Raw genomic sequence first — 23,401 nt, 5'->3', positions numbered from 1 at the left:
CCAGGCGCGACGCCGCGCGCGGGCCAAAGAAGCGCCTGCCGCTATTTGGGTTGCAAAACGAAAACGCCCTTGCCGTCCACCTTGTAGGTGCGGTAAAACTCGCCCACGCGGTCGCCCTTGGCGTCAAAGCCCAGGGAACCGGAAAGACCCGGCAGATCCTTGAGCTGCTTGAGCCAGGCCGCCATCTGCGCGGGCTCGCTCTTGCCCGCGGCCAGCGCCGCTTCCACGGCCTTGTAAGCATCCCCGGCCAGCACGGCCCAGACCGAGACAGGCACGCTCTTGTGCCTGGCCTTGTAGGCATCCAGGAAGTTCGCGGCTTCCGGAGTATCCATGTCCTGCGGCAGGGGCGGGCTGATGAAAAAATACCCGGCAGCGGCCTCGGGCCCGGCGATCTTGACCAGATCCTGATGATTGGCCGCGTCGCCGCCCATCATGGGCACATCCCAGCCCATTTCCTTTTTCTGGCGCAGCAGCATGCCGGTTTCAGGATAATAGCCCGTGAAAAAAACCAGATCCGGCCCGGCGGCCTTGAGCTTGGTCAGAATGGCGGTGTAATCGCGCTCGCCCGGGGTCAGGGCGTCGTAAAACACCACCTTGACGCCCGCCTTGTCGAGGATCGCGCGGGTTTCCTCGGCCAGCCCCTTGGCATAGGAGGAATTGTCATGCAGCAGGGCCACGGCCTTGTATCCGCCCCTGACAATGGCCGCGGCCGCGGACTTGCCCTGGGCGTCATCGCGCGGGCAGGTGCGGAAAAAGAACGGCAGCCCTTTTTCGGTCAGCCGCACGCTGGTGGAGCCCGTGCCGATCTGCACCAGGCCCGCCTCGTCCAGAATGTTCTGGCTGGCTTCGGTCACGGCCGAGCCATAGGTGCCGATCACGGCCACCACGCCGGCCGAGGCCAGCTTTTGCGCGGCCAGGGCCGCGCTGCGGGGATCGCCCGCGTCGTCTTCCACCACCAGCTCGATCTTCTGACCGTTGATGCCCCCCTTGCTGTTTGTTTCATCCACCAGCAGGGAGACGATGTTTTTCATATCCTGGCCCTCAGAGGCCCACTTGCCCGTGAGCGGGCACATCAGGCCCACCTTGAGATCCGCGGCCACGGCCGCCGCGGGCAGAAACAGGGCAAGGGCAAGCGCGCCCAGCCAACGACCCGGTACTTTCATGGAATACCTCCATTCCGGTCAGCACAGTTTTCAGGAAGCTGAGAGCTTACTCCAAAACAGGAGAAAGCAAAAGCCCCGGACGGCAACCTTTTCCGCGGGCCTTGCGAGCGGGCTTTCCATCCGTGCCCGCCGGCCCGGCGCAAGCGCAGGCCGCGGGCCCGCGGCGAAAAAGCGCGACAAAAAAGAGCCTCCCGGCGGCATTTCACTCCCGCCGCCCCTGTGAGGGGCAAGGCGGATTTTTTTCAATCAATTCCTGCAAGAAAACAGTAAACCTTGACAGCTAAAAAATTTTACCATAAAATACAATCTATATTACCAGCGGAGAAATGCCTTGATAAGGGAACCGTTGGAATGCGCCGCATTCCTCCCCTGCCGCACCGCTGAAAGCCGGCTTGTCCGGCGCGTTTTCACGGGTTACGCGCTGCCTCCTGCTCCGAACTTTCTGAACCTCCAGCAGCCCGCTCGGCCATCATTCTTAACCTGTACGCCAAGGAGGCCGTATGCGGTTCAGTTTTGATAAGGCCGCCTGCCAGAACATCCGCAGAGCATTACGCAAGGAATGGCTGCTGACCAACGGTTTGGGCGACTACGCAAGCAGCAGCATCCTGTGCTGCAATACGCGCAAATATCACGGCCTGCTCACGGTCAATACCCCGCTGGGGCGCCATGTGCTGCTCTCCGCCCTGGAAGAGTCGGTGCGCGGCGGGGGCAAAGAATTTTTTCTGTCCACCCGGCAGCATCCCAACGTCCTGTACCCGGACGGGCATGAATACCTGGAAAGCTTCCGCCTCGATCAATGGCCGGAATTCACATACCGGGTGGGCGACGTGCACCTGCGCCGCGAAATATTTTTGCAACGGGGCAAAAGCCGCCTGGTGCTGCGCTACTCCCTCAAAGGCCGTTCCGAGCTGCCGCCGTTGTGCCTGCGTCTCAAGCCTCTCCTGGCCTACCGGCATTTTCACGCCCTGACACGCGCCAACCCGCAGGTGCAGACAAACGTCGAAACCGTGCCCCAGGGATTCAGAATCGAGCCCTATGCGGGCCTGCCGCCGCTCTTTTTTCAGGTGCATGGCGCGTTCACCTTCACCGCCTCGCCGGACTGGTTCCACAATGTGGAATATTTTCAGGAGCAGGAACGCGGCTTCCCCGCCGAGGAAGATCTTTTCCAGCCCGGCATTCTGGACATCCCCCTGCCGCCGCTGCCCGAGGGCGGCAGCGTCTATCTGGCCGTCGGCGTGGAGCCCGTGGAGCAAGACCTGGAGGAACTGTGGGAAGCGGAAAGCCGCGCCCGCATCAGCGCGCACAAAGCCGGCGGCGGGCTGATCGGCAATCTGGCCCAGATGGGCCGCCAGTTCTGCATTGAGACGCCTTCCCGCACTCCCGCGGTGCTGGCCGGGTATCATTGGTTCGACGCCTGGGGCCGGGACACGCTGATCGCCCTGCCGGGCCTGGCCTTTTACGGCGGCCGCAGCGAGTTCGGGCTGCGCGTTCTGGCGCAGGTGGCCAAAAGCCTGAAAAACGGGCTGGTGCCCAATTTCTTCGCCGAAGACGGCAGGCACGCCTACAATTCGGCCGATGCCTCGCTCTGGTATGCCTGGTCCGTGCAATGCTATCTCAAGGAAAATCCCGACGGCCTTGCCTGGGTACGGGAACATGCCTGGCCCGCGCTCAAGGCCATTGTCAAAGGCTACCGCTCCGGGCCGGGCCTGGGCATCTTTGTGGATGAAAAGGGCCTGCTGCACGCGGGCGATGAAAAAACCCAGCTTACCTGGATGGACGCCCAGGCCGACGGCAGGCCCGTGACGCCGCGCCACGGCTGCCCGGTGGAGCTCAACGCCCTCTGGTACAACACCCTGGCCTTTGTGGATTTTCTGGCCGCCAAATTCCACGAGCCCACATGGGACGAAACGCAGGCCCTGCGCGATCTGCGGGTCAGCTTTTTCGAGCATTTCTGGGTCGCGCGCGGCGGCGGCTATCTGGGCGACGTCTGGCGTGACGGCTTTCTGGATCAGAGCGTGCGGCCCAACCAGATTTTCGCGGTCTCTCTGCCTTATCCCGTGCTGGAAGAAAGCTATCAGGCTTCGGTGGTGGAATGCGTGCGCAACAAACTGCTCACGCCTTTCGGGCTGCGCACTCTTGCGCCCGACGATCCCGGGTACAAGGGCCGCTACGAGGGCGGCCCGGCGGCTCGCGACGCCGCGTACCACCAGGGCACGGTCTGGCCCTGGCTGCTCGGCCATTACGGCGACGCCCTGCTGCGCGCGGCCTGGGACGTGGACGGCGCGGCGCAGGGCCTGCTCGACACCCTGACCCCGCTGTACTGCGATCACCTGACCGACGCGGGGCTGGCGAGCATTTCAGAAATTTTCGACGCATCCCCCCCATACAGGCCCAACGGCACTATTGCCCAGGCCTGGAGCGTGGCGGAATGCCTGCGTCTCTTGATCCTGCTCAAGCGGGCGGCGCCCCCGGTCTATGCCGCCTGGGAAGAACGTATCGCCTATCGCCTGGCTCACCCTGTTTCCGGGGATACGGCCGGGGTCTGCAGAGTCACCATGACGATTGGAAACAACACAGAAAACACTACCGCCGGCACGCGCTGAGCTGGTCTTTACACGCGCGGTTGCCCGTACACAAGGAAAAAATAATGCGAGTGCTCATGTTCGGCTGGGAGTTTCCGCCGCATATCAGCGGCGGTCTGGGCACAGCCTGTTTCGGCATGACCCAGGCCCTGGCCAAAAAAGGCGCGGAGATCATCTTTGTGCTGCCGCGCACCGGCGACGGCGGCCGGAATGACTTTTTGCGGCTGGAATCCGCATCCGGCACGCCCATCAGCGCTGCGACGGCGGAACGCGTGCGCCGGGCCGGGCACGATGTCTGGCAAAGCAATGTCCATTTCCTGCCGGTGGACAGCCCGCTTTCTCCCTATATCACCCCGCAGGGCTACAGCGAATCCCTGCAATGGCTCTCACGCACGCCTGACGGCGAATCCCTGCGCCTGCATCATAACGCGCCGTTCACGTTTCAGCTCAAGGGCGGCTACGGGCCGGATCTGATGAGCGAAGTGCGGCGCTACAGCCGCCTGGCGGCAGCCATTTCCCTGCGCGAGCGCTTTGACGTGATCCATGCGCATGACTGGATGACCTACCCGGCCGGCATGCTGGCCAAAACCCTGACCGGCAAGCCTCTGGTGGCCCATATCCACGCCACGGAATACGACCGCAGCGGCGAAAACGTCAACGAGCAGGTGGCGTCCATTGAGCGCGCCGGCCTGCTGGCCGCGGATCTCGTGGTGGCCGTGAGCCGCCTGACCCGCAAGACCGTCATTGAACGGTACGGCGTGCCCGCGGAGAAAGTGGTTGTGGTCTACAATGCCGTGGCCCGCCACGAGGTGGAGCGCCATTACGTCATCCCGCCGCGCATCAGGCACGAAAAACGGGTGCTCTTTCTGGGCCGCGTCACCTTTCAGAAGGGGCCGGAATATTTCATGGAAGCGGCGCGGCTGGTGCTGAATCGCATCCCCAACGCGCGTTTTTTCATGGCCGGGAGCGGCGACATGCTGCCTCAGTTGATCCGCCGCGCCGGGCAGCTGCGCATCGGGCAGCGTTTTCATTTCGCCGGCTTTCTGCGCGGCGAGGATGTGGATCGCATGTTCGCCCTGAGCGATCTCTATGTCATGCCTTCGGTCTCCGAGCCCTTCGGCATCACCCCGCTGGAAGCCATGCTCTACGATGTGCCGGTGCTTCTCTCGCGCCAGTCCGGCGTTTCCGAAGTATTAAAGCACGCCTTGAAGGCTGATTTCTGGGATATCCGCGACATGGCCGACAAAATCTGCGCGGTTCTGCGTTATCCCTGTCTGGCTCAGGAACTGGTGAAAAACTGCCGTGAAGAAATGAAGTCCATCCGCTGGGAAAACGCCGCGGATCAACTGATGGCCGCTTACCGCAGCGTATCCGGAGGTAACTGATGCCAGCGCTCTGTCTTTGCTTTGAGGTTCATGAGCCGTACAGGCTGCGCCGCTATACTGTTTTCGACATGGGCCAGAACTCGATCTATGAGGATGACGATCGCAACTGCGACTCCCTGCTGTATGCGGCGCGGACCTGCTATCTGCCCATGAACGATTTGTTGCTCAAAATGATCCGCCGCCACTCGCAGGACTTCAAGGTGGCCCTTTCCATTTCCGGCACCGCGCTTGATCAATTCGAGCAGTACGCGCCCGAAGTCCTGGACGGCTTCAAGGCTTTGGCCGACACGGGCTGCGTGGAATTCATGGCCGAAACCGCGCCGCACTCCCTGGCCTTTCTGTATTCCAGAGAGGAGTTTGAGATCCAGGTCAGGGAGCAGTGCGCCCGCATCAAAAGCCTGTTCGGGAAAAAGCCCGTGACCTTCCGCCACACGGAATTTGTCTACAACAACGATCTGGCCGCGGCGCTGGAAAAAGACGGTTTCAAAACCGTGCTGGCCGAAGGCGCGGATCATGTGCTCGGCTGGCGCAGTCCCAATTATGTGTACCGTCCTGTCTCCGCGCAGAAGCTGCGGCTCTTGCTGCGCAACTCTGCCCTCTCCACGGACATCGGTCTGCGCTTCAGCAACCGCGACTGGAACGAATGGCCCCTCACGGCTGAAAAGTTCGCCTCCTGGTGCCACAGCCTCGCGGGTTCGGCGGAAATTATCAACATATTCAATGATTACCATGTATTCGGATTGCGTCACAACCGGGATTCAGGCATTTTCGACTTTATGGAGGCCCTGCCCGCGGCCGTTCTTGGACACAAGGATTTCAGCTTCCTCACGCCCGAGCAGGTAAGCCGGAAAATCGCCCCGGTGGGCGAGGTGGACGTGCCCGATTTCATGTCCTGGGCCGATGAGGAACGCGATCTTACCGCCTGGCTCGGCAACGACATGCAAAAGGACGCCATCCACGCCCTCTACGGTCTCGCCAGCCGCGTGCGCAAGCTGGGAGCCCCGGATTTGCTGCACGATTTTCAACGCTTGCAAACCTCGGATCATTTCCATTATATTTCTACCAAGTGGTTTGCCGGGTATCTGCCGGATCGGGCCAATCCCTTCGGCAGCCCGTATGACGCGTACATCACCTATATGAATGTGCTGGCCGATTTTGAAATGCGCCTTGCCGCGGCGGAGCACGCCGCCCTGAACGCGGCCAAACCGCGCTCGCGGCCTGAAGCGGGCACAGCCGGGCGCAAGGCAGCAGCCAACGCGAAGTCACGCCCCCCAGCGGCTGAAAAGGCTGCCAAAGCCGAGAAAAAACCCGCGAATCCCGGCAAAAAAACCCCGGCAAAGCCCAAGGCCGCGCCAGCCAAAAAAGCCGCCGGGGCCGCGCCCCAAAGCGATTTTACGCTCAACGGCGGAAAGAGAAAAATGTCCTGAGCGTCTCGGAGCCGGCTTCAGCAAGCCCGCGCACAGAGCTAAAGCCTTGCTGCCCCGTGTGTTCGGGGCGGCATGGGCATGTTTTTGAAATAACGCGCCGGGCCGGAGAGATCATGCTCACCCGGCCCCCCCGGCGCAGCAAGACAGCGGCCCGGAGTCAGAGCGTTCGGCCGCGTCGGCATGTCGGCGTCTTGGGCAGGCCAAAAGGCTTGCCCGGTCTGCCGGCATGGCCGCTTGCGCGACGTTGCGCGACACAAACCGCAACCACGGTCGCCATGCGGCGCAACGGGCCCCATGCGTGGGGCCCTGCCGTGACGCGCGCTTTCGCCCCGGCGTTTTTGCTGTCGCGCTCCCCTGCGTCATATTGCCGCGCCCCGGAGCAGATTGCCTTTGAAACGTTGCGCTTTTTCAAATGTAAGGAGCCTTTATGGATTTCGACAACGTCCCTGTAACCCTCTTTGAAGTGAGTTGGGAAGTTTGCAACAAGGTCGGGGGCATCTACACCGTGGTCAGCAGCAAGGCCCTGCAGGCCGTGGAGACCTTCGGCGAGGATTATTTTCTCCTGGGCCCGGCCCTGCAACAGAACGCGGACTTTGAAGAAACCGACGAGCATATCTGGGACTCCCTGCGACTTGTTCTGAACAGCCGGGATCTCAAGTGCCGCCTGGGCCGCTGGAACATACCGGGCAGGCCCAAAGCCATCCTGGTGGACTTTTCCAAACGCTACGCCACCAACCAACTGCTCTATGATCTCTGGAAAAATTACGGCGTGGATTCGCTTTCCGGCGGCTGGGACTATACTGAGCCGGTGATGTTCGCCACGGCCTGCGGCGAAGTGATCGCCGCGATACATGAAAGTCTGGTGCATCCCCTGGGCGGCCGCTCGGTGGGGCTTTTTCACGAATGGATGTGCGGCGCCGGGCTGCTGACCGTGAAAAAACAGGCGCCGGAAGTGGGCACGGTCTTTACCACCCACGCCACCATCCTCGGCCGCTCCCTGGCCGGCGCCGGACGCGATATTTACAGCAACCTGCGCGGCATCAACCCGGCCAATGAGGCCGCGGCCGCAAACATCACGGCCAAATGGTCCATGGAAAGCGCCTCGGCCCGCGAGGCAGACGCTTTCACCACCGTGAGCCCGATCACCAGCGAGGAATCCACGGTGCTTCTGGGCCGCCAGCCCGACGTGATCACGGTTAACGGCCTGGACATGACCGTGATTCCCGATTTTTCAGAAGATCGCCGCGAACCCCTGGCAAACCGCGCCAGAATCCTGGAGGCGGCCGGCCGCTTCCTGCGCTGCAAAATGTCGGAAAACACCCGTATTTTCGCCATTTCCGGGCGCTATGAAATGCACAACAAGGGCGTCGACGTCTTTCTGGAGGCCCTGGCCCGCGCGGATCAAAACCTGGCGGGCACGGAAACCTCGATCCTGGTGCTCTGCCTGGTCATGGGCGGGCATACCGGCGTGAACCCGGCCGCGGTTTCCGGCGATCCCGCGGCCAGCGACAACGGGCGGCCCTTCATCAGCACCCATTTCGTCTGGAACGCGCCGCAGGACCCGATCATCAACGCCTGCCGCCGTCTGGGCCTGGACAACAGTTGCGACAAGCACGTCAAGGTGATCTTTGTGCCGGCCATGCTGGACGGCAACGACGGTTTCCTGAACATGCCCTATGAACAGGTCATTGCGGCCTGCGACATCGGCTTCTTCCCTTCCTGGTACGAGCCCTGGGGCTATACCCCGCAGGAATGCGCGGCCTGGTCCGTGCCGACCCTGACCACGGATCTTTCGGGCTTCGGCATGTGGGCCCGCCAACTTGCCCAGGAATGGACCGAGCCGCGGCCCGGCGTGCATGTGATGCCCCGGCGCGGCAGCAACTTCGATCAAACCGTGGCGGCCCTGCACAAGCAGGTGCTTCAGAGCGCGGCCTGCCCGCCGGATGAGCTGGCCCTGTGGCGCAAAAACGCGCGCGCCGTGGCCGAGCAGACGTCCTGGAGCTATTTTTTCGACAACTATATTCAAGCCTTCCGGCTGGCGCTGGAAAAGGCCGCGGAGCGCGGCAGCCATGAGCTGAACAGCCGCGAATCCCTGAACCGGATTCTTACGGCCTCCTGTTCCGTGACGCCCTTTCTGCGGCCGATCATGGCCGTGGCCGAAGTGCCCGCGGCCCTTGCGCGCCTGCGCGAGCTGACTGCAAATCTCTGGTGGAGTTGGCACGACAAGGCCAAATCCCTGTTCATGGCCATAAACCCCCAGCTTTGGGACGAATGCCGCAACCCCATCCGGATGATCGAGGAGGCTGACCCGGAACGCCTCAATTACCTGATCTACAATGAGGAATACATGCGGCTCTACAACGAGACGCTGGCCGAGTTCGACGCCTATATGGCCGAGCCGCAACGCGCCCTGAGCGAAAACGTGACGCCCGAGCATCCCATTGCCTATTTCTCCACCGAGTACGGGCTGCATGAGTCCATTCCCATTTATTCCGGCGGGTTGGGCGTGCTTTCCGGGGATCATCTGAAATCCGCCTCGGATATGGGCGTGCCGCTGATCGGCATCGGCCTGCTCTACAAGAACGGCTATTTCAAACAGGAGATCGACCCCAGCGGCCGTCAGATAGCCCAGTACCCCCTGAACAACTTCGGGCAACTGCCCGTCAGGCTGGTCTATGACGACGCGGGCGCGCCCGTCTTTGTCCAACTGGAGCTGCCCGGGCGGATTCTTTTTGCCCGAGTCTGGAAAATGCAGGTGGGGCGCGTCATTCTCTACCTCATGGACACGGACACCCGCCGCAATACCGAAGAAGACCGCCAGATTACCGACAAGCTGTATGAGGCCAACCGCGAAATACGGCTCTTGCAGGAAATGCTGCTGGGCATGGGCGGCATACGCCTGATCCGCACCCTGGGCCTTGCCCCGCATGTCTACCACATGAACGAAGGCCATTCGGCCTTTATGGTCATCGAGCGCCTGCAGGAATGCATGAACATGGGCATGAGCTATGACGAGGCCGCGGTACGGGTGCGCTCCAATACGGTGTTTACCACGCATACCCCGGTGCCTGCGGGCAACGAGGCCTTTTCGCTGGATCTCATGGGCCGCTATTTCGGCGGCATTGCCGCCAGCCTGGGCCTTTCCTGGCAGCAGTTCGTGCAGCTCGGCCAGATGGAGGGCGGCAACAGCCAGACGTTTGAAATGACCGTTCTGGCCCTGCGCCTTTCGGGCAAGGCCAACGGCGTGAGCCGCCTGCACGGCGAGGTTTCGCGCCACATGTGGAACAAGCTCTGGAAAAGCCTGCCCCTGGCCGAGACGCCCATCGGCCATGTGACCAACGGCGTGCACACGCCCTCCTATGTGGGCATGCATATGCACGAGCTTCTCAATCAATACCTGGGCCCGGACTGGCTTTCGGCCCGGCCGGACTCCCCGGTCTGGGACAAGGTGGACGCCATCCCGGACGAGCAGTACTGGACAACGCGCATGACCCAGAAAGAGGATCTTCTGGACTTTCTGCGCGCGCGCATTCCGGGCTTTGCGCAAAAATTCAAGCTCACCAGGGCCCAGCAAGAGCGGATGGAGAGCCTGCTCAAACCCAACACCCTGATTATCGGTTTTGCCCGGCGCTTTGCGCCCTACAAGCGGGCCACCCTGCTCTTTGCCGATCCCGACAGGCTGGCGCGGATTCTGAACACTCCCCAGCGTCCGGTCTGCCTTGTCTTTGCGGGCAAGGCGCACCCGGCCGACGAAGCCGGGATCAATCTGATCCAGGAAGTGCTGCGCATGAGCCAGGACGAGCGCTTTCTGGGCCGGATCTTCTTTATTGAAGATTACAGCCTGGCAGTCTCCCGGGTCATGTCCCAGGGCTGCGACGTCTGGCTGAACACCCCGCGCCGCCCGCATGAGGCCTCGGGCACCAGCGGCATGAAGCTGACGGTCAACGGCGGCATCAACCTGAGCATATCCGACGGCTGGTGGTGCGAGGGCTATAACCGGCAAAACGGCTGGACCATCGGCCCGGTGGTCACCACCGAACTGCCCAGCGGCGAGCAGAACGACTACGCGGATGCCGAATCCCTCTACTCCCTGCTGGAGACAGCCGTGCTGCCGCTCTACTTCGACACTGACAGCGCCGGGCTGCCCGCCAGTTGGATCGCCATGTCCAAGCGCTCCCTGAAAAGCCTTACAGCCATGTACAGCAGCAACCGCATGCTCCATGACTATATCCAGCAGGCCTATCTGCCGGGCGCCAAACGCCGCGACCTCCTGGCCGAAAACGACTGGGCGCTCTGCCGCGAGCTGGCGGCCTGGCTGAGCAACCTGCCGGTACGCTTCGGCACGGTGAAGATGGAAGAGATCATCATCAGCGGCGCGGACGGCAACACCATGACCTGCGGCGAGCCGATCAGCGTGCGGGTGCATGCGCATCTGGGCGAGATGCAGCCCGAGGAAATCCTGGCCCAACTGGTCATCGGCCCGGCCCACGGCAACGGCAACTTCCGCCAACCGCCGGAAGTGCTGCGCCTGCGGCCCCGGCAGTCCGAGGACGGCATGGAATACTCCGTGACCTATATCCCCACGCACAGCGGGCATTACCGCTACGGCATCAGGCTTTTGCCCGTGCATAAGGGCCTGGGTACGCCCCTGGAAACAGGCCTGGTGCTCTGGGGATAAAAACGCGCGGCTTGTCCTGCGTGTGCAGGGCACGGCATGATTTAGAGCGTTTTGCTAATTTTATTAGAGCAGATTACCTTTGACTTTTTATGAAAGTCAAAGGTAATCTGCTCTAGAGCAATTTCACTTTGAAATTGCTCTGGCGGCCGCGGGAGCGGACGCCCGCGCCGAATGAGCCTGAAAACCACGCTTTTCAGGCGAAATGATGGCAGCGCCGCTTTTGAAATTGAATAATTTCAAAAGCAAAATGCCCTAATAGGTCAGAGCCTGCGGCAGCACGCAGAATGTTGCCGGGGCGCCGGGCGTCAGGCGGCCGCCTGCGGCAAGGCCCAGAGCCGCCGCGCCGTTGACCGTCAAAAGCCGCACCAGGGCTTCCGGGGGCACGTCCAGGGTTTCGCGCAGATAGACGGCCTCCCGGCGCACATCCAGATCGCTGTTGGAGGTCAGCCCGTCCGTGCCCAGGCAGAGCAGGCCGCCGTTTTCCATGAGCGCGCGCACCGGCGGCGTGCCCACGCCCAGATTGCGGTTGGAGCGCGGGCAAAGGCACAAGGCCGTGCCCCCGGCGGCCAGAGCTTCCACCTCCTGCGCGTCCAGCTGCACCCCGTGCACAGCCAGCGCGCCCGGCCCCAGAAGGCCGAGCGAGGCCGCATAGGCCAGGGGACGCATGCCCGGCGGCCGCCAGCCTTGCGGCAAGACCACATTTTCGTAGCAGTCGCGCAAGGGGCCGTCGCCCGTGGTCAGCAATTGCGTTTCTTCCGGCGATTCGGCCAAATGGAAGCTGAAAACCTTGCCGCGCGCCGCGCAGGCCTTTCGCGCCGCGCGCAGCACGTCTGGAGCCGTGGAATACAGGGCATGCCCGGCAGGCGCGCAACGGGCCGCCAGAAAAGGCTCCGCGGCCAGGGCGGCGCGGCAGCGCGGCGGCCAGGGGCGCGCATCGTCCACAAAGGGCGGCCCGAAGCCGAACCATTCGCAGAAATGGCTCACCTCCAGGCCCATCTCGCGGCAGGCTTTGTCCGCCAGGGCCAGACCGCGGGCCAGCGAGCCGGTCACATTGCCCGCATGCGCCGTGCCCGTGCCCGCCAGATCCGCGCAGGCGCTTGCCAGAGCCTCGGCCGCCTCATTCTCTGAGGATGCGCCAAGCAGCGGGATGAGGCTCTCCAGCCAGGGCGTGAAGCCCTTGCCCCAGAGCGTGCGCCCGGCCAGGTGCGAGAGCTCCAGATGCAGATGCGCGTTGACGCAGCCCGGCGCCAGACAGACCGGCCCCACGTCGCGCACGCGCGCGCCAACGGGCAGACGGGCCTGCGCCCAGGGGCGCACGTCTTCCACCAGCCCGCCGCGCACCAGGAGCACGGCGTTGTCGATCTTTTTCAGGGCCGCGAAAAGCTGCGCGCCTCTGGCCGGGCTCTCGCCGGCCAGGGTCAGCACGCTTTTGGCCCGGATGGCCAGAACCGGCGCAGTCATGGCTTGCCCCGCCCGCTGGTCTCAATAACTTCTGCGGGCAAACTGGCCGCCGGAGACGTAAAACGTGTTTTCCACGATGAAGAGCGCATGAGGATCAATGGCATAGACCAGATTTTCCAAACGCTTGAGAGCCACATTGTTGGTCACGGTGAGCAGAATTTCGCGATCCGAGCCGGAATAGGCCCCCTTGCCCCGCAGCATGGTGGCCCCGAAGCGCTCGCTGACCAGAATGCCCTCGCCGATTTCCTCGCCGTGATCGGAAATGATCAGCACCAGCTTGCGCCGGTTGAACATGCCCAGCACATATTCCAGGGTATTGGCGGAAATGAACATCATGATCATGGAAGCCACGATCAGATCCAGCGAAAGACGGAACGCGCCGATCATAAAAATCAGGGCGTTGACCCCGAAACTGAACTGGCCGATGGGGATGTTCCAGCGCTCTTTCAGGGCCACGGCAATAATGTCCGTGCCGCCGCCGCTGCCCAGGGTGCGCAGCATGATGCCCACGCCCGCGCCGTGCAGCACCCCGGCCACCACAGCGGCGTAAAGCTCATTGTCCACGGGTATCCGGAAGGTGATGAACATGCCGAACACAAAGGTGCAGACCGTGCCGTAGGCCGTATAGAGCAGAAAACGCCGCCCCACGAAAAACCAGCCCCATACGCAGATCGGCACGGAGAGCAGCAGATACCAGCTCAGGGGCGTGAGCAGATCCGTGCAGTACCAGATCAGCAGCGCCACGCCCAGAATGCCCCCGGCCAGAAAGTCGTGCGGCGCGGCCACACTCTGAATGCAGACGGTCACCAGCAGCGCGCCCAGCGTGAGCCAGAGCAGATTCCACCAGACGGATTCGGCCAGCCGGCGATTATAGGTATACAGCTTCATCTTCTCTCTTGTGCGCCCGCAAAAGGGCGGACAGCTTTTCGGAGCCGGCCCGGGCCGCGGGCAGCAAAGCGGCAGGAACGCGGATTGCCGCGCCCTGTGCCGTGAAGCCGCGCTTTTTGCACGGGAACCCTGCGGGAACCCTACAGGATGCCCCAGAGCATTTTCATGGCCACGATGATCAGAAAAACGGCAAAAGCGCGCTTGAGTCTGGCCGTGGGCAGGGAGTGGGAAAGCCTGGCCCCCAGCGGAGCCGTGAGATAACTGGCCACGGCAATGCCCAACAGGGCCCAGAGATGCACGAAACCCAGGGTGTACGCGGGCAGATCCGGCCGCCCCCAACCGCCGATGATGTAACTCAGCGCGCCTGCCACGGCAATGGGAAAGCCGATGGCCGCCGAGGTGCCCACCGCTTCATGCAGGGGAACATTGCAAAAACTCATGAAGGGCACGGAGAGCGTGCCGCCGCCGATGCCCACAAAGCTCGAAATCAGGCCGATGCCCGTTCCCGCGGCGCTGGTGCCGGGAAAGCCGGGCATATTGCGGCTGGCCGGGGGCCGGTAGTTGGAAAGCATCTGGGCCGAAACCACCAGCAGAAAGCAGATGAAGAATATCTTCAGAAAAAGCGTGGGCATGTGCGTGGCCACCAGGCCGCCCGCAAAGGTGCCCAGCAGGATGCCCGGCGTGATGTTGCGGAAAATGTCCCAGTGCACGGCCCCCCGCGCGTTGTGGGCGCGGGCGCTGGAAATGGAAGTGATCACGATGCTGGCCAGCGAGGTGCCCAGGGCCAGCTGCTGCACATACTGCGGCGGCACGCCCTGGGAAGGAAAGATGGCCACCAGCATGGGCACGATCACAATGCCGCCGCCCACGCCCAGAAGTCCGGCCAGCACGCCCGCCACCGCGCCACAGCAAAGATAGACCGCAAGAGAAAGTAGCATGGATGTCTCCTGAAAATGTGAAAAAGGGGCCGGAACCTGTCCGCTTTTCATCGGAAGCATCCGGAAAAAACGCTCCGGGAATACGCGCTGTGCAGCCCGCGCCGGGTGGTTTGCGACGCACCCGGCCAGACCGGCAACGCCTTCCTTTTCCTGGAAGTCATTGCAGAAATGACTTCTCCTGTCAGGCGAGAGCCTGACGCGGCGGCATAGCCGCCGGGAACAAGCCGAAAACCGCGTTTTTTGGCGAAGTGCTCCGCATACATCGTCCAGAGGGCGATTTGTAAGATAAGTTCTAGTCAAAGCCCTTCCCAGCGTCAACAGACTTTTTTCTTTACAAAGCTCCGCAGCGCGCCTAACATTTTCGACATGAAGCCGTTTGAAGCGCATCTGCCGAAAATTTCCGGGCCCAGGCCGAAACATGCCGGAACGGCCGGATGCTTCGGCATTTCCGGGTCCGCGAGCTGCCTGTTTTTCATTTCCCCGTTGACGCCAGCGGGGCTTTTTTTTAACCGCGAGGGCCCGCGCCCATGACTACCGACAACCGCTATCACTGGCCTCACAAGGATCTGCTGGACGTCACCCAGTTGAGCAGGGATGACGTGCTGCATGTGCTGGATCTGGCCGCCCGCTTCCGGGAAATCAACCGCCGCCCCATCAAGAAGGTGCCCACGCTCAAGGGCAAGACCGTGGTGCTTTTTTTTGTGGAAAACAGCACCCGCACCAAAACCTCCTTTGACGTGGCGGGCAAGCGCCTGTCCGCCGACACCTATTCCCTTGCCAGAACCGGCTCCAGCCTGAACAAGGGCGAAAGCCTCAAGGACACGGCCCTGACCTTGCAGGCCATGGGGCCGGACGTGATCGTGATCCGCCACTCCAGCAGCGGCGCGGCGGCCTTTCTGGCCGATCTGCTGCCCTGCGGCATCGTCAACGGGGGCGACGGCTGGCACGCCCACCCCACCCAGGCCCTTCTGGACTGCTTCAGCCTGCGCGAGACCTGGGGTGACGACTTCGCCGGACGCAGCCTGTTGATTCTGGGCGATATCGCGCACAGCCGGGTGGCCCGCTCCAATGTGCATCTGCTCAGCCTGCTCGGGGTCAAGGTCCGGCTCTGCGCGCCGCGCACCCTGCTGCCCGCGGGCGTGGAAACCTGGCCGGTGGAGGTCTTTTGCGATCTGCGCAGCGCCGTGCGCGACGTGGACGCGGTCATGTGCCTGCGCCTGCAACTGGAACGCCAGCAGGCCGGGCTCTTGCCGGATCTGGCCGAATACTCGCGCCGCTTCTGCCTGGGCCCGGCGCATCTGGCCCTGGCCCGGCCCGAGGCCAAAGTGCTGCACCCCGGCCCCCTGAACCGGGGTCTGGAAATCTCCCCTGAGATAGCCGACGCGCCCGCCAGCCTGGTGCTCAACCAGGTGGCCGCGGGCGTGGCCACGCGCATGGCCGTGCTCTATCTGCTGGCCAGACGCGACGCGGCGGGAGAGCACGCGGGAAGCTGCTGACCCGGCGGCGGGCCCGCAGGCGCGGCCACAAGCCTGAATTGCGGGCGCGGTCGCCGCTCAAACAGTTTGGCAGCTCCCGCAGCGGGCTTTGTCAACATTCGGAGGAAACAAGGCATGAAGCTCTGCATCAAAAACGCCCGCCACCTGGAAGCGCCGGTGGATTTGCTCGTACACGGGGCAGAAATTCTGACCATGACCCCGGCCGGCCATCATCCCGCGCCCGAGGACTGCGAAATTTTCGACGCGCGCGGGCTTGTGCTGATGCCCAGTCTGATCGACGCGCATGTCCATTTGCGCGAGCCGGGCTTTGAATACAAGGAGGATATTGCCTCCGGCCTTGCCGCAGCGGCCCACGGGGGCTTCGGCGCGGTGCTGTGCATGGCCAACACCAGGCCGGTCAACGATACGGCCAGCGTGACGCGCTTCATGCTCGACCGGGCGCGAAGCAGTCACCCGCACGGCCCGCGCCTGTATCCTGTTGCGGCGGCCAGCGTGGGCCTCAGGGGCGAAGAAATGGCCCCCCTGGCAGAACTCAGGGAAGCGGGCTGCGTTGCGGTTTCCAATGACGGCCGCCCTCTGGAAAATACGGAACTTCTGCGCCGTATCATGGAATACGCGGCCGATTTGGGCCTGATCCTCATTGATCACTGCGAGGATCCCTGGCTGGGCAGGGGCTGGCTGATGAACGAAGGCCCGGCCAGCGGCCTGCTGGGCGTCAAGGGTCAACCCGGCGTGGGCGAGGCCGTGCAGGCCGCGCGCGACGTCATGCTGGCCGAATACCTCCATGTGCCGGTGCATATCGCCCATGTTTCCAGCAGACTGACCCTGGAGGTGATCGCCTGGGCCAAGGCGCGCGGCGTGAAAGTCAGCGCCGAGACCTGCCCCCATTACCTGCTTTTGGACGAAAGCGCGCTGGAGGGCTACAACACCGCGGCCAAAGTCAGCCCGCCCCTGCGCGCGCCCGAGGATCGCGAAGCCCTGCGCCGCGCGGTCAAAGACGGGCTGATCGACATTCTGGTCACGGATCACGCCCCGCACGCGGCCCAGGAGAAGGAAAGCACGCTGGATGAGGCCCCCTGCGGGCTCAGCGGCCTGGATCTGGCCGTCAGCCTGACCTGGAGCCTGGTGGCCCAGGGCGCGCTGAGCGAGGCGGATCTGCAACGCCTCTGGTGCCGCGGCCCGGCCGAAATTTTTCATTTGCCCTGGAACGGCTTCGCCCCGGGCGATCCCGCGGATTTCTTTCTGCTGGACCCGGACGAGACCTGGCTCCCGGGCCCGGAAACCATGTTTTCCAAAAGCCGCAACACTCCCTTTCTGGGGCAGACGCTGCGCGGCCGCGTCAAGCACCATTGGATCGGCGGCACGCGCCTGTTCTGAACGCATCCATGACTCCTCCCAAGCCAACCAGGGCCTGCCCCCTCCAGGGGCTATCGGCGGCAGGGCCGCAGCGGCGGACGCGCATCTGCCCCGCCGCTGCGGCCCATAGCAAGGAGACGGACAATGCTGCTGCGTCAACCGGTGGCGGCCGGGCGTTTTTACCCGGCTGACGCCGATGCTCTCAGGGACGAGGTTCGCGGCTGGCTTGCGCTTGGCGCCGAAGCCGCCTTCAGAGGCAAAAACGCCGGGCAGCAAGTCGCCCCTGAAGCCGTGCGCCTGTTCGGCGCCATGCTGCCGCACGCAGGCTATGTCTACTGCGGCCGGGTCATGGGCGCGACCTTGAGCGGACTGCCTCTGCCGCGCACGCTGCTCATGCTCTGCCCCAACCATACGGGCCGGGGAGAACCGCTGGGCGTCTGGCCCCAGGGAGCGTGGCTCACGCCGTTGGGGCCCATGCCCGTGGACGCGGCTTTGGCCGCCCGGCTCTGCACTGCGGATCACCGCGGCGGCTTTGCGCCGGACACGCTTTCTCATCTGGGCGAGCATTCCATTGAGGTCCTGCTGCCCTTTCTGCAATGCCTGGCGGCTGACGGGCAGCCTTTGCGCATAGTGCCGATCAGCGTGGGCACGCAACAGCCCGCGGCCTTGCGCGCGGCCGGGCAGGCCCTGGCCGAAACGCTCAGGCTCTGCGCGCAGAAAGACGCGCTTCCGGGCGTGATCGTCAGCTCGGACATGAACCACTATGAAAGCGAAAGCCGCACCAGGGAAAAAGACGCCCTGGCCCTGGAGCGCGCCCTGGCCTGCGATCCCGAGGGCCTGCTCTCCGTGATCGCGCGGGAAAACATCAGCATGTGCGGGGCCGGACCTCTGGCCCTGGCGCTTTTTGCCGCGCAACATCTGGGCGCGCCGCGAGCGGAACTGGTCCTGCACGACACCTCGGCCGCGGCCGCGGGAGAAACGGACCATGTGGTGGGCTACGCGGGCCTGCACCTGTGGCTGAAGCCCTTCAAAGACAGCAGGCCTTAGAGCGGATTACCGTTGAGAGTATATACTCTCAAAGTTTTGAAGACGTCCGGCATGCAGCGCTGCCGGCCTTGCCCGTAAAGCGGCACAGCTGCCAACGGCTGACGACAGCAGAGAGAGAGGCACAGGCAAATCTCCTTGCGCCGTTAGAGCATTTTCTCTTTGAAAATGCTCTGCTGACGCGAAAGCGGCAGCCGCCGCAACGCGGCGTACATTCAGGCGAAAACCGCGTTTTTCGCCTGAATGCCACCTTTGACTTTCATAAAAAGTCAAAGGTAATCTGCTCTAATGACACGCCGCTGCCTTTGACAGGTTCGAGGAAAAGAAAAAGGCCGGGAAGGTGGTCCCCTTCTCGGCCAGTGGATAGGGTTCAGCACATAGCTTATACCCTTATCCTCAAAAAATGGTGGAGAAGAAGGGATTTGAACCCTCGACCCCCGCCTTGCGAAGGCGATGCTCTCCCAGCTGAGCTACTTCCCCACAAACGAAAACACTGCGGAAAAATTTTTTAGGCAAAACAGGCGGGCCTGTCAAGTCTTTCCTGGGAGCAGGCTGCGCGGCTGTGCTTATGGAATTTCCAGAAGCTCGCAAATCCGGGCCACGCGATGCTCATAGCCATGCCCGGCGAGCAGATGAGCGCGCCAGGCCGCGCGCAAGGCATGCGCGCGGGCCGGGTGGGCGCGGAACTCCGCCAGCCGGGGAAGCAGTTCTTCCGGGCCGCGCAACGTCATGGGCCGCGTCAGCTCCTCAGGGAAAATTTCCAGGCCGGGGCTAGGGTCACTCAAAAGCAGGCCGCCCGCAGCCCAGACGTCGAAATGCCGCTGACTCAGGCTCTGCGGCAAAAGCAGGCTGGTCACGTTGAGCACGGCTGCGGCCGCGGCATAGAGCCGGGGCAGGACCGTATAATAATCCACTGGCGGCAAAAGCTCCAGCCCCGGCAGCAGCCCTTGCCAGCCTTTGTCTCCCACGACGCGCAGCCCCGCGGACGCCCCGGCCCTGAGCCAGCGGACGCGGTTGACGAGCGCGCAACGCTCCGCGCCCAGGCCGGCGCAGCGCACGCTGTGACCCGGCCAGGGCGTGACGTGGAGCTTTTGCAACCACCAATGCACATCCGGCATGGGCCCGGCGCCGTGGGGCTGAGAGAGCAAGGCCTCGGCCTCGGCCATCAGTGCCGCGGGCACGCGGGCCGCAGCGAAAAAACGCTCTCGTTCCGGAAAGGCTGAGCGCCCCACAAAGAGCGGCGGCCCACAGCCGATGCCCGCCGCTTTCTCGCCATCCTGTTCCGGCACGTCGCGCCACATATGCGGGGCGACAGCCAAAGGCAGATGAAAAACCCGCCTGGCCCCTGCGGCCTTGAGGCCGGGAATGAAACCGGCGTCCGTCACGAACAGCGCAGCCTCGCGCCACCAGGGCTGGCGCAGGGCTGAAAGCAGATGCCAGGGATTATCCACAAACCACAGCGCCACCGGCACGCCCAGGGCCCGGCAGAAATAAAAAAGCCGACCGTCCGGGTCAAGGCCGCGCAGATTGACTGACAGCAGCAATACCGGCTTGCGTCCGGCCCATAGGCTCTCCCAGGCCCCCTGGCCGCCCCCCTGGGCTGACGCCCCGCTGCCATGAGCTGGATTGTGAGCGTTTGCGGGCTCTGGCGGGAGAGCTTCCCATATTGGCGCAAAGCCGCAGACGGTCAGCGCGCGGCGCAATTCCTGGTGCAGCAATTGCCGGTCCGTGCCCGGCAACAGAACCGGGCCGCGGCAGTTGTGAGCATCCTTGGCAAGGGCACTATCCGGTCCTGCCGCCGTGGCGACCCCGGGCCGAATGCGGCTTTTCTCTCCTGCTGCCAGCAGCGCCGCATCCAGGCGGCCCAGCAGCGGGCCCCAGAATTCCGGGGCCAACCTCAGCCCCGGGCGGTAAAAAAAACGCGTGCAGCGCGGGGCCAGTTCCACAGCCTGATCCGGCGAAATCTCCTGCCAGTTGGCAGGCAGCCGTTCACGCTCCGCAACAGGGCGCAGCGCTTGCAAACGGCGTCGGGTAAGCGGCTCGTCCAGCCAGAAAACCCGGGCGCGCTGCCGCAGGAAAGGCAAATCCCGCGCTCGTCCGGGGCCCAGCCCCAAAAGCAGCGCGTACTCGCCTTCTCCGGCCACGGCCCAGGCCTGGGGTTCTTCGGGCAGGCTCACTGCGCGGCCCGCAAAGTCAGGCAGGCAGATACGGCGCGGCAGAGCAGCTTTTTCACGCATTTCAGGAGCAGGGCGACCGGGCATGCTGGCCTCATGTTTTCAAACAGTCTTACCTGCCCAGTGTAGCGAATTTATCCGTCAAGGCCCAGCGCATTTATGGGCCGGGCAGGCAATCCGCAAGGCCCGGCGCGTTCTCCGCCCCTTGCTGAAAACGTGGGCTTTTGCGCGACGGCACGCGGCAGAAGGCAGCAGGCTGCGTAACTTTTACCGAGGTCGCAGGGAGGCGCGCAATGAAACTCCCCGCCAAACGCTGTGCTGCGCCGGGCGGGGAGTTCAGACAAAAAATAAACCCTGGCCCTTTATTTAATCACGCCGCAGGCGATACGGGCTCCGCCGCCGCCCAACGGGGGATTGTCGCTGTAATTGTCGCCGCCGGAATGAATCACCACAGAGCGGCCCTTGATATCCTTGGTCTGCAAACCGGCCACGTGCAGCTTGGCCTTGGCGCCGCCCTTGTCGTCAGCCGTGATGAGCGGCAGATCGCCCAGGTGGCCGCCCTTGCCGGGGCCGGCATGCCTGTTGGTCATCTTGGGGTCATAATGTCCGCCCGCGGCAAGGCCCGCGGCCATTTTGCCGTCCTGCTCGGCCGGAGCGCAGGTGGCGTTTTGATGGATATGCATGCCGTGCGGGCCCTGGGGCAGACCGGCCAGATCAACAAGGATGTCCATGCCCCCTTCGCCGTCCTCAAAGGTGATGAAGCCGATTTCCTGACCCACGCCGTCGGCGCTGATCATGTTCACGGGAGTTTTGACGGTTTCCGCATGGGCTGAGCCGGCCATTATCAAAAGGCCGCCGCACAGCAGACTTACGGCAAGTGTTGCTTTTTTCATGAATTTATTCTCCTTGGTAGTACTGCGCGTTCGGAAATTTGCGAACGGCATGTATTTTTTGATATGAAAATAGACTATCCTTTTTTAAAAAGACGGTCAATACATGACATCTTTTTCTTGATCATACTGCTTTTACAGCAGATATGCGTGCTACTGCGCCTTTAAACAAGTTTCCACAGGCCATTGGCGCAGATGGACGGCCCTTTTTCTCATGTGGAGAGAGGCATGTCACGGCCTGCGGCGGCCCGGCGGTTGCGTCCGCTCTGGACGGGAACCCTCGCGGCACTTGGCGAACCGCCTGAAAAAGTGTAGGCTTATACGTTGGAGTCTGCATGAAGGAATATCGCGATCATTACTTTCTCAAGGCCAAACGGGAAAATTACCCGGCCCGCTCGGTCTACAAGCTGAAGGAGCTGGACGCCAGGTTCCGGCTGCTCAAACCGGGTCTCAAAGTGCTGGATCTGGGCGCGGCGCCCGGCTCCTGGTCTTTGGGAGCGGCAGAAAAAGTGGGTTCCAGAGGTCTGGTGCTGGCCTGCGACATCCAGAGCACGGACACGGTTTTTCCCCCGCAGGTCATCTTTATGCAGGAAGACGTCTTTGCGCGCTCGGCCGACTTTGAGGCCAAACTCGATGCGCTGGGCCCGTTTGATCTGGTGATCAGCGACATGGCCCCGCGCACCACGGGCACGCGCTTTACGGATCAGGCCCGCTCCCTGGAGCTGGCCCAGGAGGCCCTGGCCGTGGCCTGCGCCCGACTGAAGAGCGGCGGCGGCTTTGTCGTCAAGATTTTCATGGGGCCGGACATTCAGGAGTTGCTCGCGCCCATGCGCCGGGCATTTGTTTCGGTCAAATCCTTCAAGCCCAAGAGTTCGCGCGCCGAAAGCAAGGAAACTTTTTTCGTGGGCCTGGGCTTTTGCGGCGGCGCGGCAGAGATCTGAACGAAAGTATCAGTCCCGTTTTTATTTACTTCAAGGTTTTCGGGAGGTTTTATGTCAGGGCACAGCAAATGGGCCAATATTCAGCACCGCAAGGGCCGCCAGGACGCCAAGCGCGGCAAGGTCTTCACCAAGGCCGCCAAGGAAATCATCATTGCCGCCAAAACCGGCGGCGATCCCGCAGGCAATCCCCGCCTGCGGGCGGCCATAGCCGCGGCCAAGGCCGTCAACCTGCCCAAGGACAAAATCGAGGCCGCCATCCGCAAGGGCACCGGCGAGGATGCGGGCGGCGACTTTGTGGAAGCCTTTTACGAGGGCTACGGGCCCGGCGGCATTGCGGTCATGGTCGAAGTGGCCACGGACAATAAAAACCGCACCGTGGCCGAAGTGCGCCACCTTTTCACCAAACACGGCGGCGCCATGGGTGAAAACGGCAGCGTGGCCTGGATGTTTGACCGCAAAGGCGTGATCAGCGTGGACAAGGCCGCCTACGCGGAAGACAAAATCATGGAAGCCGCCCTGGAGGCCGGAGCCGACGACGTGCTGGACGAGGACGACGTGTGGAGCATCCACACGGCCATGGCCGATTTCACGGCCGTGCGCGATGCTCTGGAGGCCGCGGGCATTGTCATGCAGTCGGCCGAGCTGGCCATGGTGCCCCAGAACCTGGTGGCCGTGGATGCGGACATGGGGCAGAAGGTCTTGCGGCTCATGGATGCCCTGGACGACAATGACGACGTGCAGAATGTGTATGCGAACGTCGATTTTCCCGAGGACATGCCCACGGATTAGGGTCTGTTAACACTTTTTAAGTCCTTCAACGATGAGGGCAAACAGAATGAAGCCAAGAAATAAGGCGTCAAGCTTGTCATAGCGGGTTGCTATGCGCCTGTAGCCCTTCAAGCGTCGAAACAGTCTCTCAACTTCATTGCGTTTTTTGTATAACTCCTTGTCATAATTCCAAGGCTTACGCCGCAAGGG

Annotated in this window: 17 protein-coding genes and 1 tRNA gene; 9 read left to right on the top strand and 9 right to left on the bottom strand. The window is 62.9% G+C overall.

Annotation, left to right across the window (positions count from 1 at the left end; translation table 11 throughout):
• Positions 1-41 precede the first annotated feature (41 nt).
• Entirely contained in the window at positions 42-1,163 is a 1,122-nt protein-coding gene (locus tag G7Y52_RS10425) for a branched-chain amino acid ABC transporter substrate-binding protein (RefSeq protein ID WP_165071457.1), read from the bottom strand.
• A gap of 500 nt (positions 1,164-1,663) precedes the next feature.
• Here G7Y52_RS10425 and G7Y52_RS10420 point away from each other — a divergent pair, with 500 nt between their 5' ends.
• The 4 genes from G7Y52_RS10420 (at position 1,664) to glgP (ending at position 11,235) form a co-directional block, all read left to right on the top strand.
• A complete protein-coding gene (locus G7Y52_RS10420; protein WP_165071453.1) occupies positions 1,664-3,766 on the top strand; it encodes an amylo-alpha-1,6-glucosidase in 2,103 nt (700 codons plus the stop codon).
• A gap of 44 nt (positions 3,767-3,810) precedes the next feature.
• A complete protein-coding gene (locus G7Y52_RS10415) occupies positions 3,811-5,130 on the top strand; it encodes a glycosyltransferase family 4 protein (RefSeq protein ID WP_165071451.1) in 1,320 nt (439 codons plus the stop codon).
• Positions 5,130-6,557 (top strand): glycoside hydrolase family 57 protein, encoded by a 1,428-nt coding sequence (locus G7Y52_RS10410; RefSeq protein WP_241159703.1) that lies wholly within the window; start codon positions 5,130-5,132, stop codon positions 6,555-6,557. Before G7Y52_RS10415 ends, G7Y52_RS10410 begins: the two co-directional genes overlap by 1 nt.
• A gap of 427 nt (positions 6,558-6,984) precedes the next feature.
• Complete coding sequence (gene glgP / locus G7Y52_RS10405) at positions 6,985-11,235, top strand: alpha-glucan family phosphorylase (RefSeq protein ID WP_165071449.1); 4,251 nt, start codon at positions 6,985-6,987, stop codon at positions 11,233-11,235.
• A 41-nt stretch (positions 11,236-11,276) separates the two neighbouring features.
• Here glgP and G7Y52_RS15005 read toward each other — a convergent pair whose 3' ends face one another.
• The 4 genes from G7Y52_RS15005 to G7Y52_RS10390 all read right to left on the bottom strand — a co-directional run bounded on the left by G7Y52_RS15005 (position 11,277) and on the right by G7Y52_RS10390 (position 14,522).
• The gene (locus G7Y52_RS15005) at positions 11,277-11,423 is read right to left on the bottom strand and encodes a hypothetical protein (protein ID WP_206215265.1); all 147 of its coding nucleotides are present in this window, start codon (positions 11,421-11,423) and stop codon (positions 11,277-11,279) included.
• 64 nt (positions 11,424-11,487) lie between these two features.
• Positions 11,488-12,696, bottom strand: a complete 1,209-nt coding sequence (locus G7Y52_RS10400; RefSeq protein ID WP_165071446.1) for an amidohydrolase family protein — start codon at positions 12,694-12,696, stop codon at positions 11,488-11,490.
• 21 nt (positions 12,697-12,717) lie between these two features.
• Positions 12,718-13,584 (bottom strand): YitT family protein, encoded by an 867-nt coding sequence (locus G7Y52_RS10395; RefSeq protein WP_165071443.1) that lies wholly within the window; start codon positions 13,582-13,584, stop codon positions 12,718-12,720.
• Between the two features lie 140 nt (positions 13,585-13,724).
• The gene (locus tag G7Y52_RS10390) at positions 13,725-14,522 is read right to left on the bottom strand and encodes a sulfite exporter TauE/SafE family protein (protein WP_165071441.1); all 798 of its coding nucleotides are present in this window, start codon (positions 14,520-14,522) and stop codon (positions 13,725-13,727) included.
• A 527-nt stretch (positions 14,523-15,049) separates the two neighbouring features.
• Between G7Y52_RS10390 and G7Y52_RS10385 the strand changes: the two genes are divergently transcribed.
• From G7Y52_RS10385 to amrB, 3 genes are all read left to right on the top strand, one after another.
• On the top strand, positions 15,050-16,018 hold the full coding sequence (locus G7Y52_RS10385; protein ID WP_165071439.1) for an aspartate carbamoyltransferase catalytic subunit: 969 nt from the start codon (positions 15,050-15,052) through the stop codon (positions 16,016-16,018).
• 114 nt (positions 16,019-16,132) lie between these two features.
• A complete protein-coding gene (locus G7Y52_RS10380; protein WP_165071436.1) occupies positions 16,133-17,395 on the top strand; it encodes a dihydroorotase in 1,263 nt (420 codons plus the stop codon).
• Positions 17,396-17,518: 123 nt separating this feature from the next.
• Positions 17,519-18,421: an AmmeMemoRadiSam system protein B gene (amrB, locus tag G7Y52_RS10375; protein WP_165071434.1), complete on the top strand. Its 903-nt coding sequence runs from the start codon at positions 17,519-17,521 to the stop codon at positions 18,419-18,421.
• Between the two features lie 401 nt (positions 18,422-18,822).
• Here amrB and G7Y52_RS10370 read toward each other — a convergent pair.
• From G7Y52_RS10370 to G7Y52_RS10360, 3 genes are all read right to left on the bottom strand, one after another.
• A tRNA-Ala gene (locus G7Y52_RS10370) sits at positions 18,823-18,898 on the bottom strand.
• 86 nt (positions 18,899-18,984) lie between these two features.
• On the bottom strand, positions 18,985-20,679 hold the full coding sequence (locus G7Y52_RS10365) for a glycosyltransferase (protein ID WP_241159702.1): 1,695 nt from the start codon (positions 20,677-20,679) through the stop codon (positions 18,985-18,987).
• A gap of 275 nt (positions 20,680-20,954) precedes the next feature.
• Positions 20,955-21,485: a superoxide dismutase family protein gene (locus G7Y52_RS10360; RefSeq protein WP_165071431.1), complete on the bottom strand. Its 531-nt coding sequence runs from the start codon at positions 21,483-21,485 to the stop codon at positions 20,955-20,957.
• A gap of 332 nt (positions 21,486-21,817) precedes the next feature.
• On the opposite strand from G7Y52_RS10360, the gene G7Y52_RS10355 reads away from it, so the two are divergent.
• Positions 21,818-22,423, top strand: a complete 606-nt coding sequence (locus G7Y52_RS10355) for an RlmE family RNA methyltransferase (protein WP_165071429.1) — start codon at positions 21,818-21,820, stop codon at positions 22,421-22,423.
• A gap of 51 nt (positions 22,424-22,474) precedes the next feature.
• A complete protein-coding gene (locus tag G7Y52_RS10350) occupies positions 22,475-23,212 on the top strand; it encodes a YebC/PmpR family DNA-binding transcriptional regulator (RefSeq protein WP_165071427.1) in 738 nt (245 codons plus the stop codon).
• Positions 23,213-23,218: 6 nt separating this feature from the next.
• Here G7Y52_RS10350 and G7Y52_RS10345 read toward each other — a convergent pair.
• On the bottom strand, positions 23,219-23,401 hold a 183-nt coding region (locus G7Y52_RS10345), incomplete at its 5' end, for a transposase (protein WP_165071209.1).

Source organism: Desulfovibrio sp. ZJ200 (assembly GCF_011039095.1).
Lineage (GTDB): Bacteria > Desulfobacterota > Desulfovibrionia > Desulfovibrionales > Desulfovibrionaceae > Desulfovibrio.
Note: the sequence above shows the minus strand (reverse complement) of the source record. Positions and strands in the feature narration are given on the sequence as shown.

Bases quoted from the DNA above. Each gene is read 5' to 3' on its own strand.
- G7Y52_RS10425 (WP_165071457.1), bottom strand. From the start codon at position 1,163: ATGAAAGTACCGGGTCGTTGGCTGGGCGCGCTTGCCCTTGCCCTGTTT.
- G7Y52_RS10420 (WP_165071453.1), top strand. From the start codon at position 1,664: ATGCGGTTCAGTTTTGATAAGGCCGCCTGCCAGAACATCCGCAGAGCA.
- G7Y52_RS10415 (WP_165071451.1), top strand. From the start codon at position 3,811: ATGCGAGTGCTCATGTTCGGCTGGGAGTTTCCGCCGCATATCAGCGGC.
- G7Y52_RS10410 (WP_241159703.1), top strand. From the start codon at position 5,130: ATGCCAGCGCTCTGTCTTTGCTTTGAGGTTCATGAGCCGTACAGGCTG.
- glgP (WP_165071449.1), top strand. From the start codon at position 6,985: ATGGATTTCGACAACGTCCCTGTAACCCTCTTTGAAGTGAGTTGGGAA.
- G7Y52_RS10400 (WP_165071446.1), bottom strand. From the start codon at position 12,696: ATGACTGCGCCGGTTCTGGCCATCCGGGCCAAAAGCGTGCTGACCCTG.
- G7Y52_RS10395 (WP_165071443.1), bottom strand. From the start codon at position 13,584: ATGAAGCTGTATACCTATAATCGCCGGCTGGCCGAATCCGTCTGGTGG.
- G7Y52_RS10390 (WP_165071441.1), bottom strand. From the start codon at position 14,522: ATGCTACTTTCTCTTGCGGTCTATCTTTGCTGTGGCGCGGTGGCGGGC.
- G7Y52_RS10385 (WP_165071439.1), top strand. From the start codon at position 15,050: ATGACTACCGACAACCGCTATCACTGGCCTCACAAGGATCTGCTGGAC.
- G7Y52_RS10380 (WP_165071436.1), top strand. From the start codon at position 16,133: ATGAAGCTCTGCATCAAAAACGCCCGCCACCTGGAAGCGCCGGTGGAT.
- amrB (WP_165071434.1), top strand. From the start codon at position 17,519: ATGCTGCTGCGTCAACCGGTGGCGGCCGGGCGTTTTTACCCGGCTGAC.
- G7Y52_RS10365 (WP_241159702.1), bottom strand. From the start codon at position 20,679: ATGCCCGGTCGCCCTGCTCCTGAAATGCGTGAAAAAGCTGCTCTGCCG.
- G7Y52_RS10360 (WP_165071431.1), bottom strand. From the start codon at position 21,485: ATGAAAAAAGCAACACTTGCCGTAAGTCTGCTGTGCGGCGGCCTTTTG.
- G7Y52_RS10355 (WP_165071429.1), top strand. From the start codon at position 21,818: ATGAAGGAATATCGCGATCATTACTTTCTCAAGGCCAAACGGGAAAAT.
- G7Y52_RS10350 (WP_165071427.1), top strand. From the start codon at position 22,475: ATGTCAGGGCACAGCAAATGGGCCAATATTCAGCACCGCAAGGGCCGC.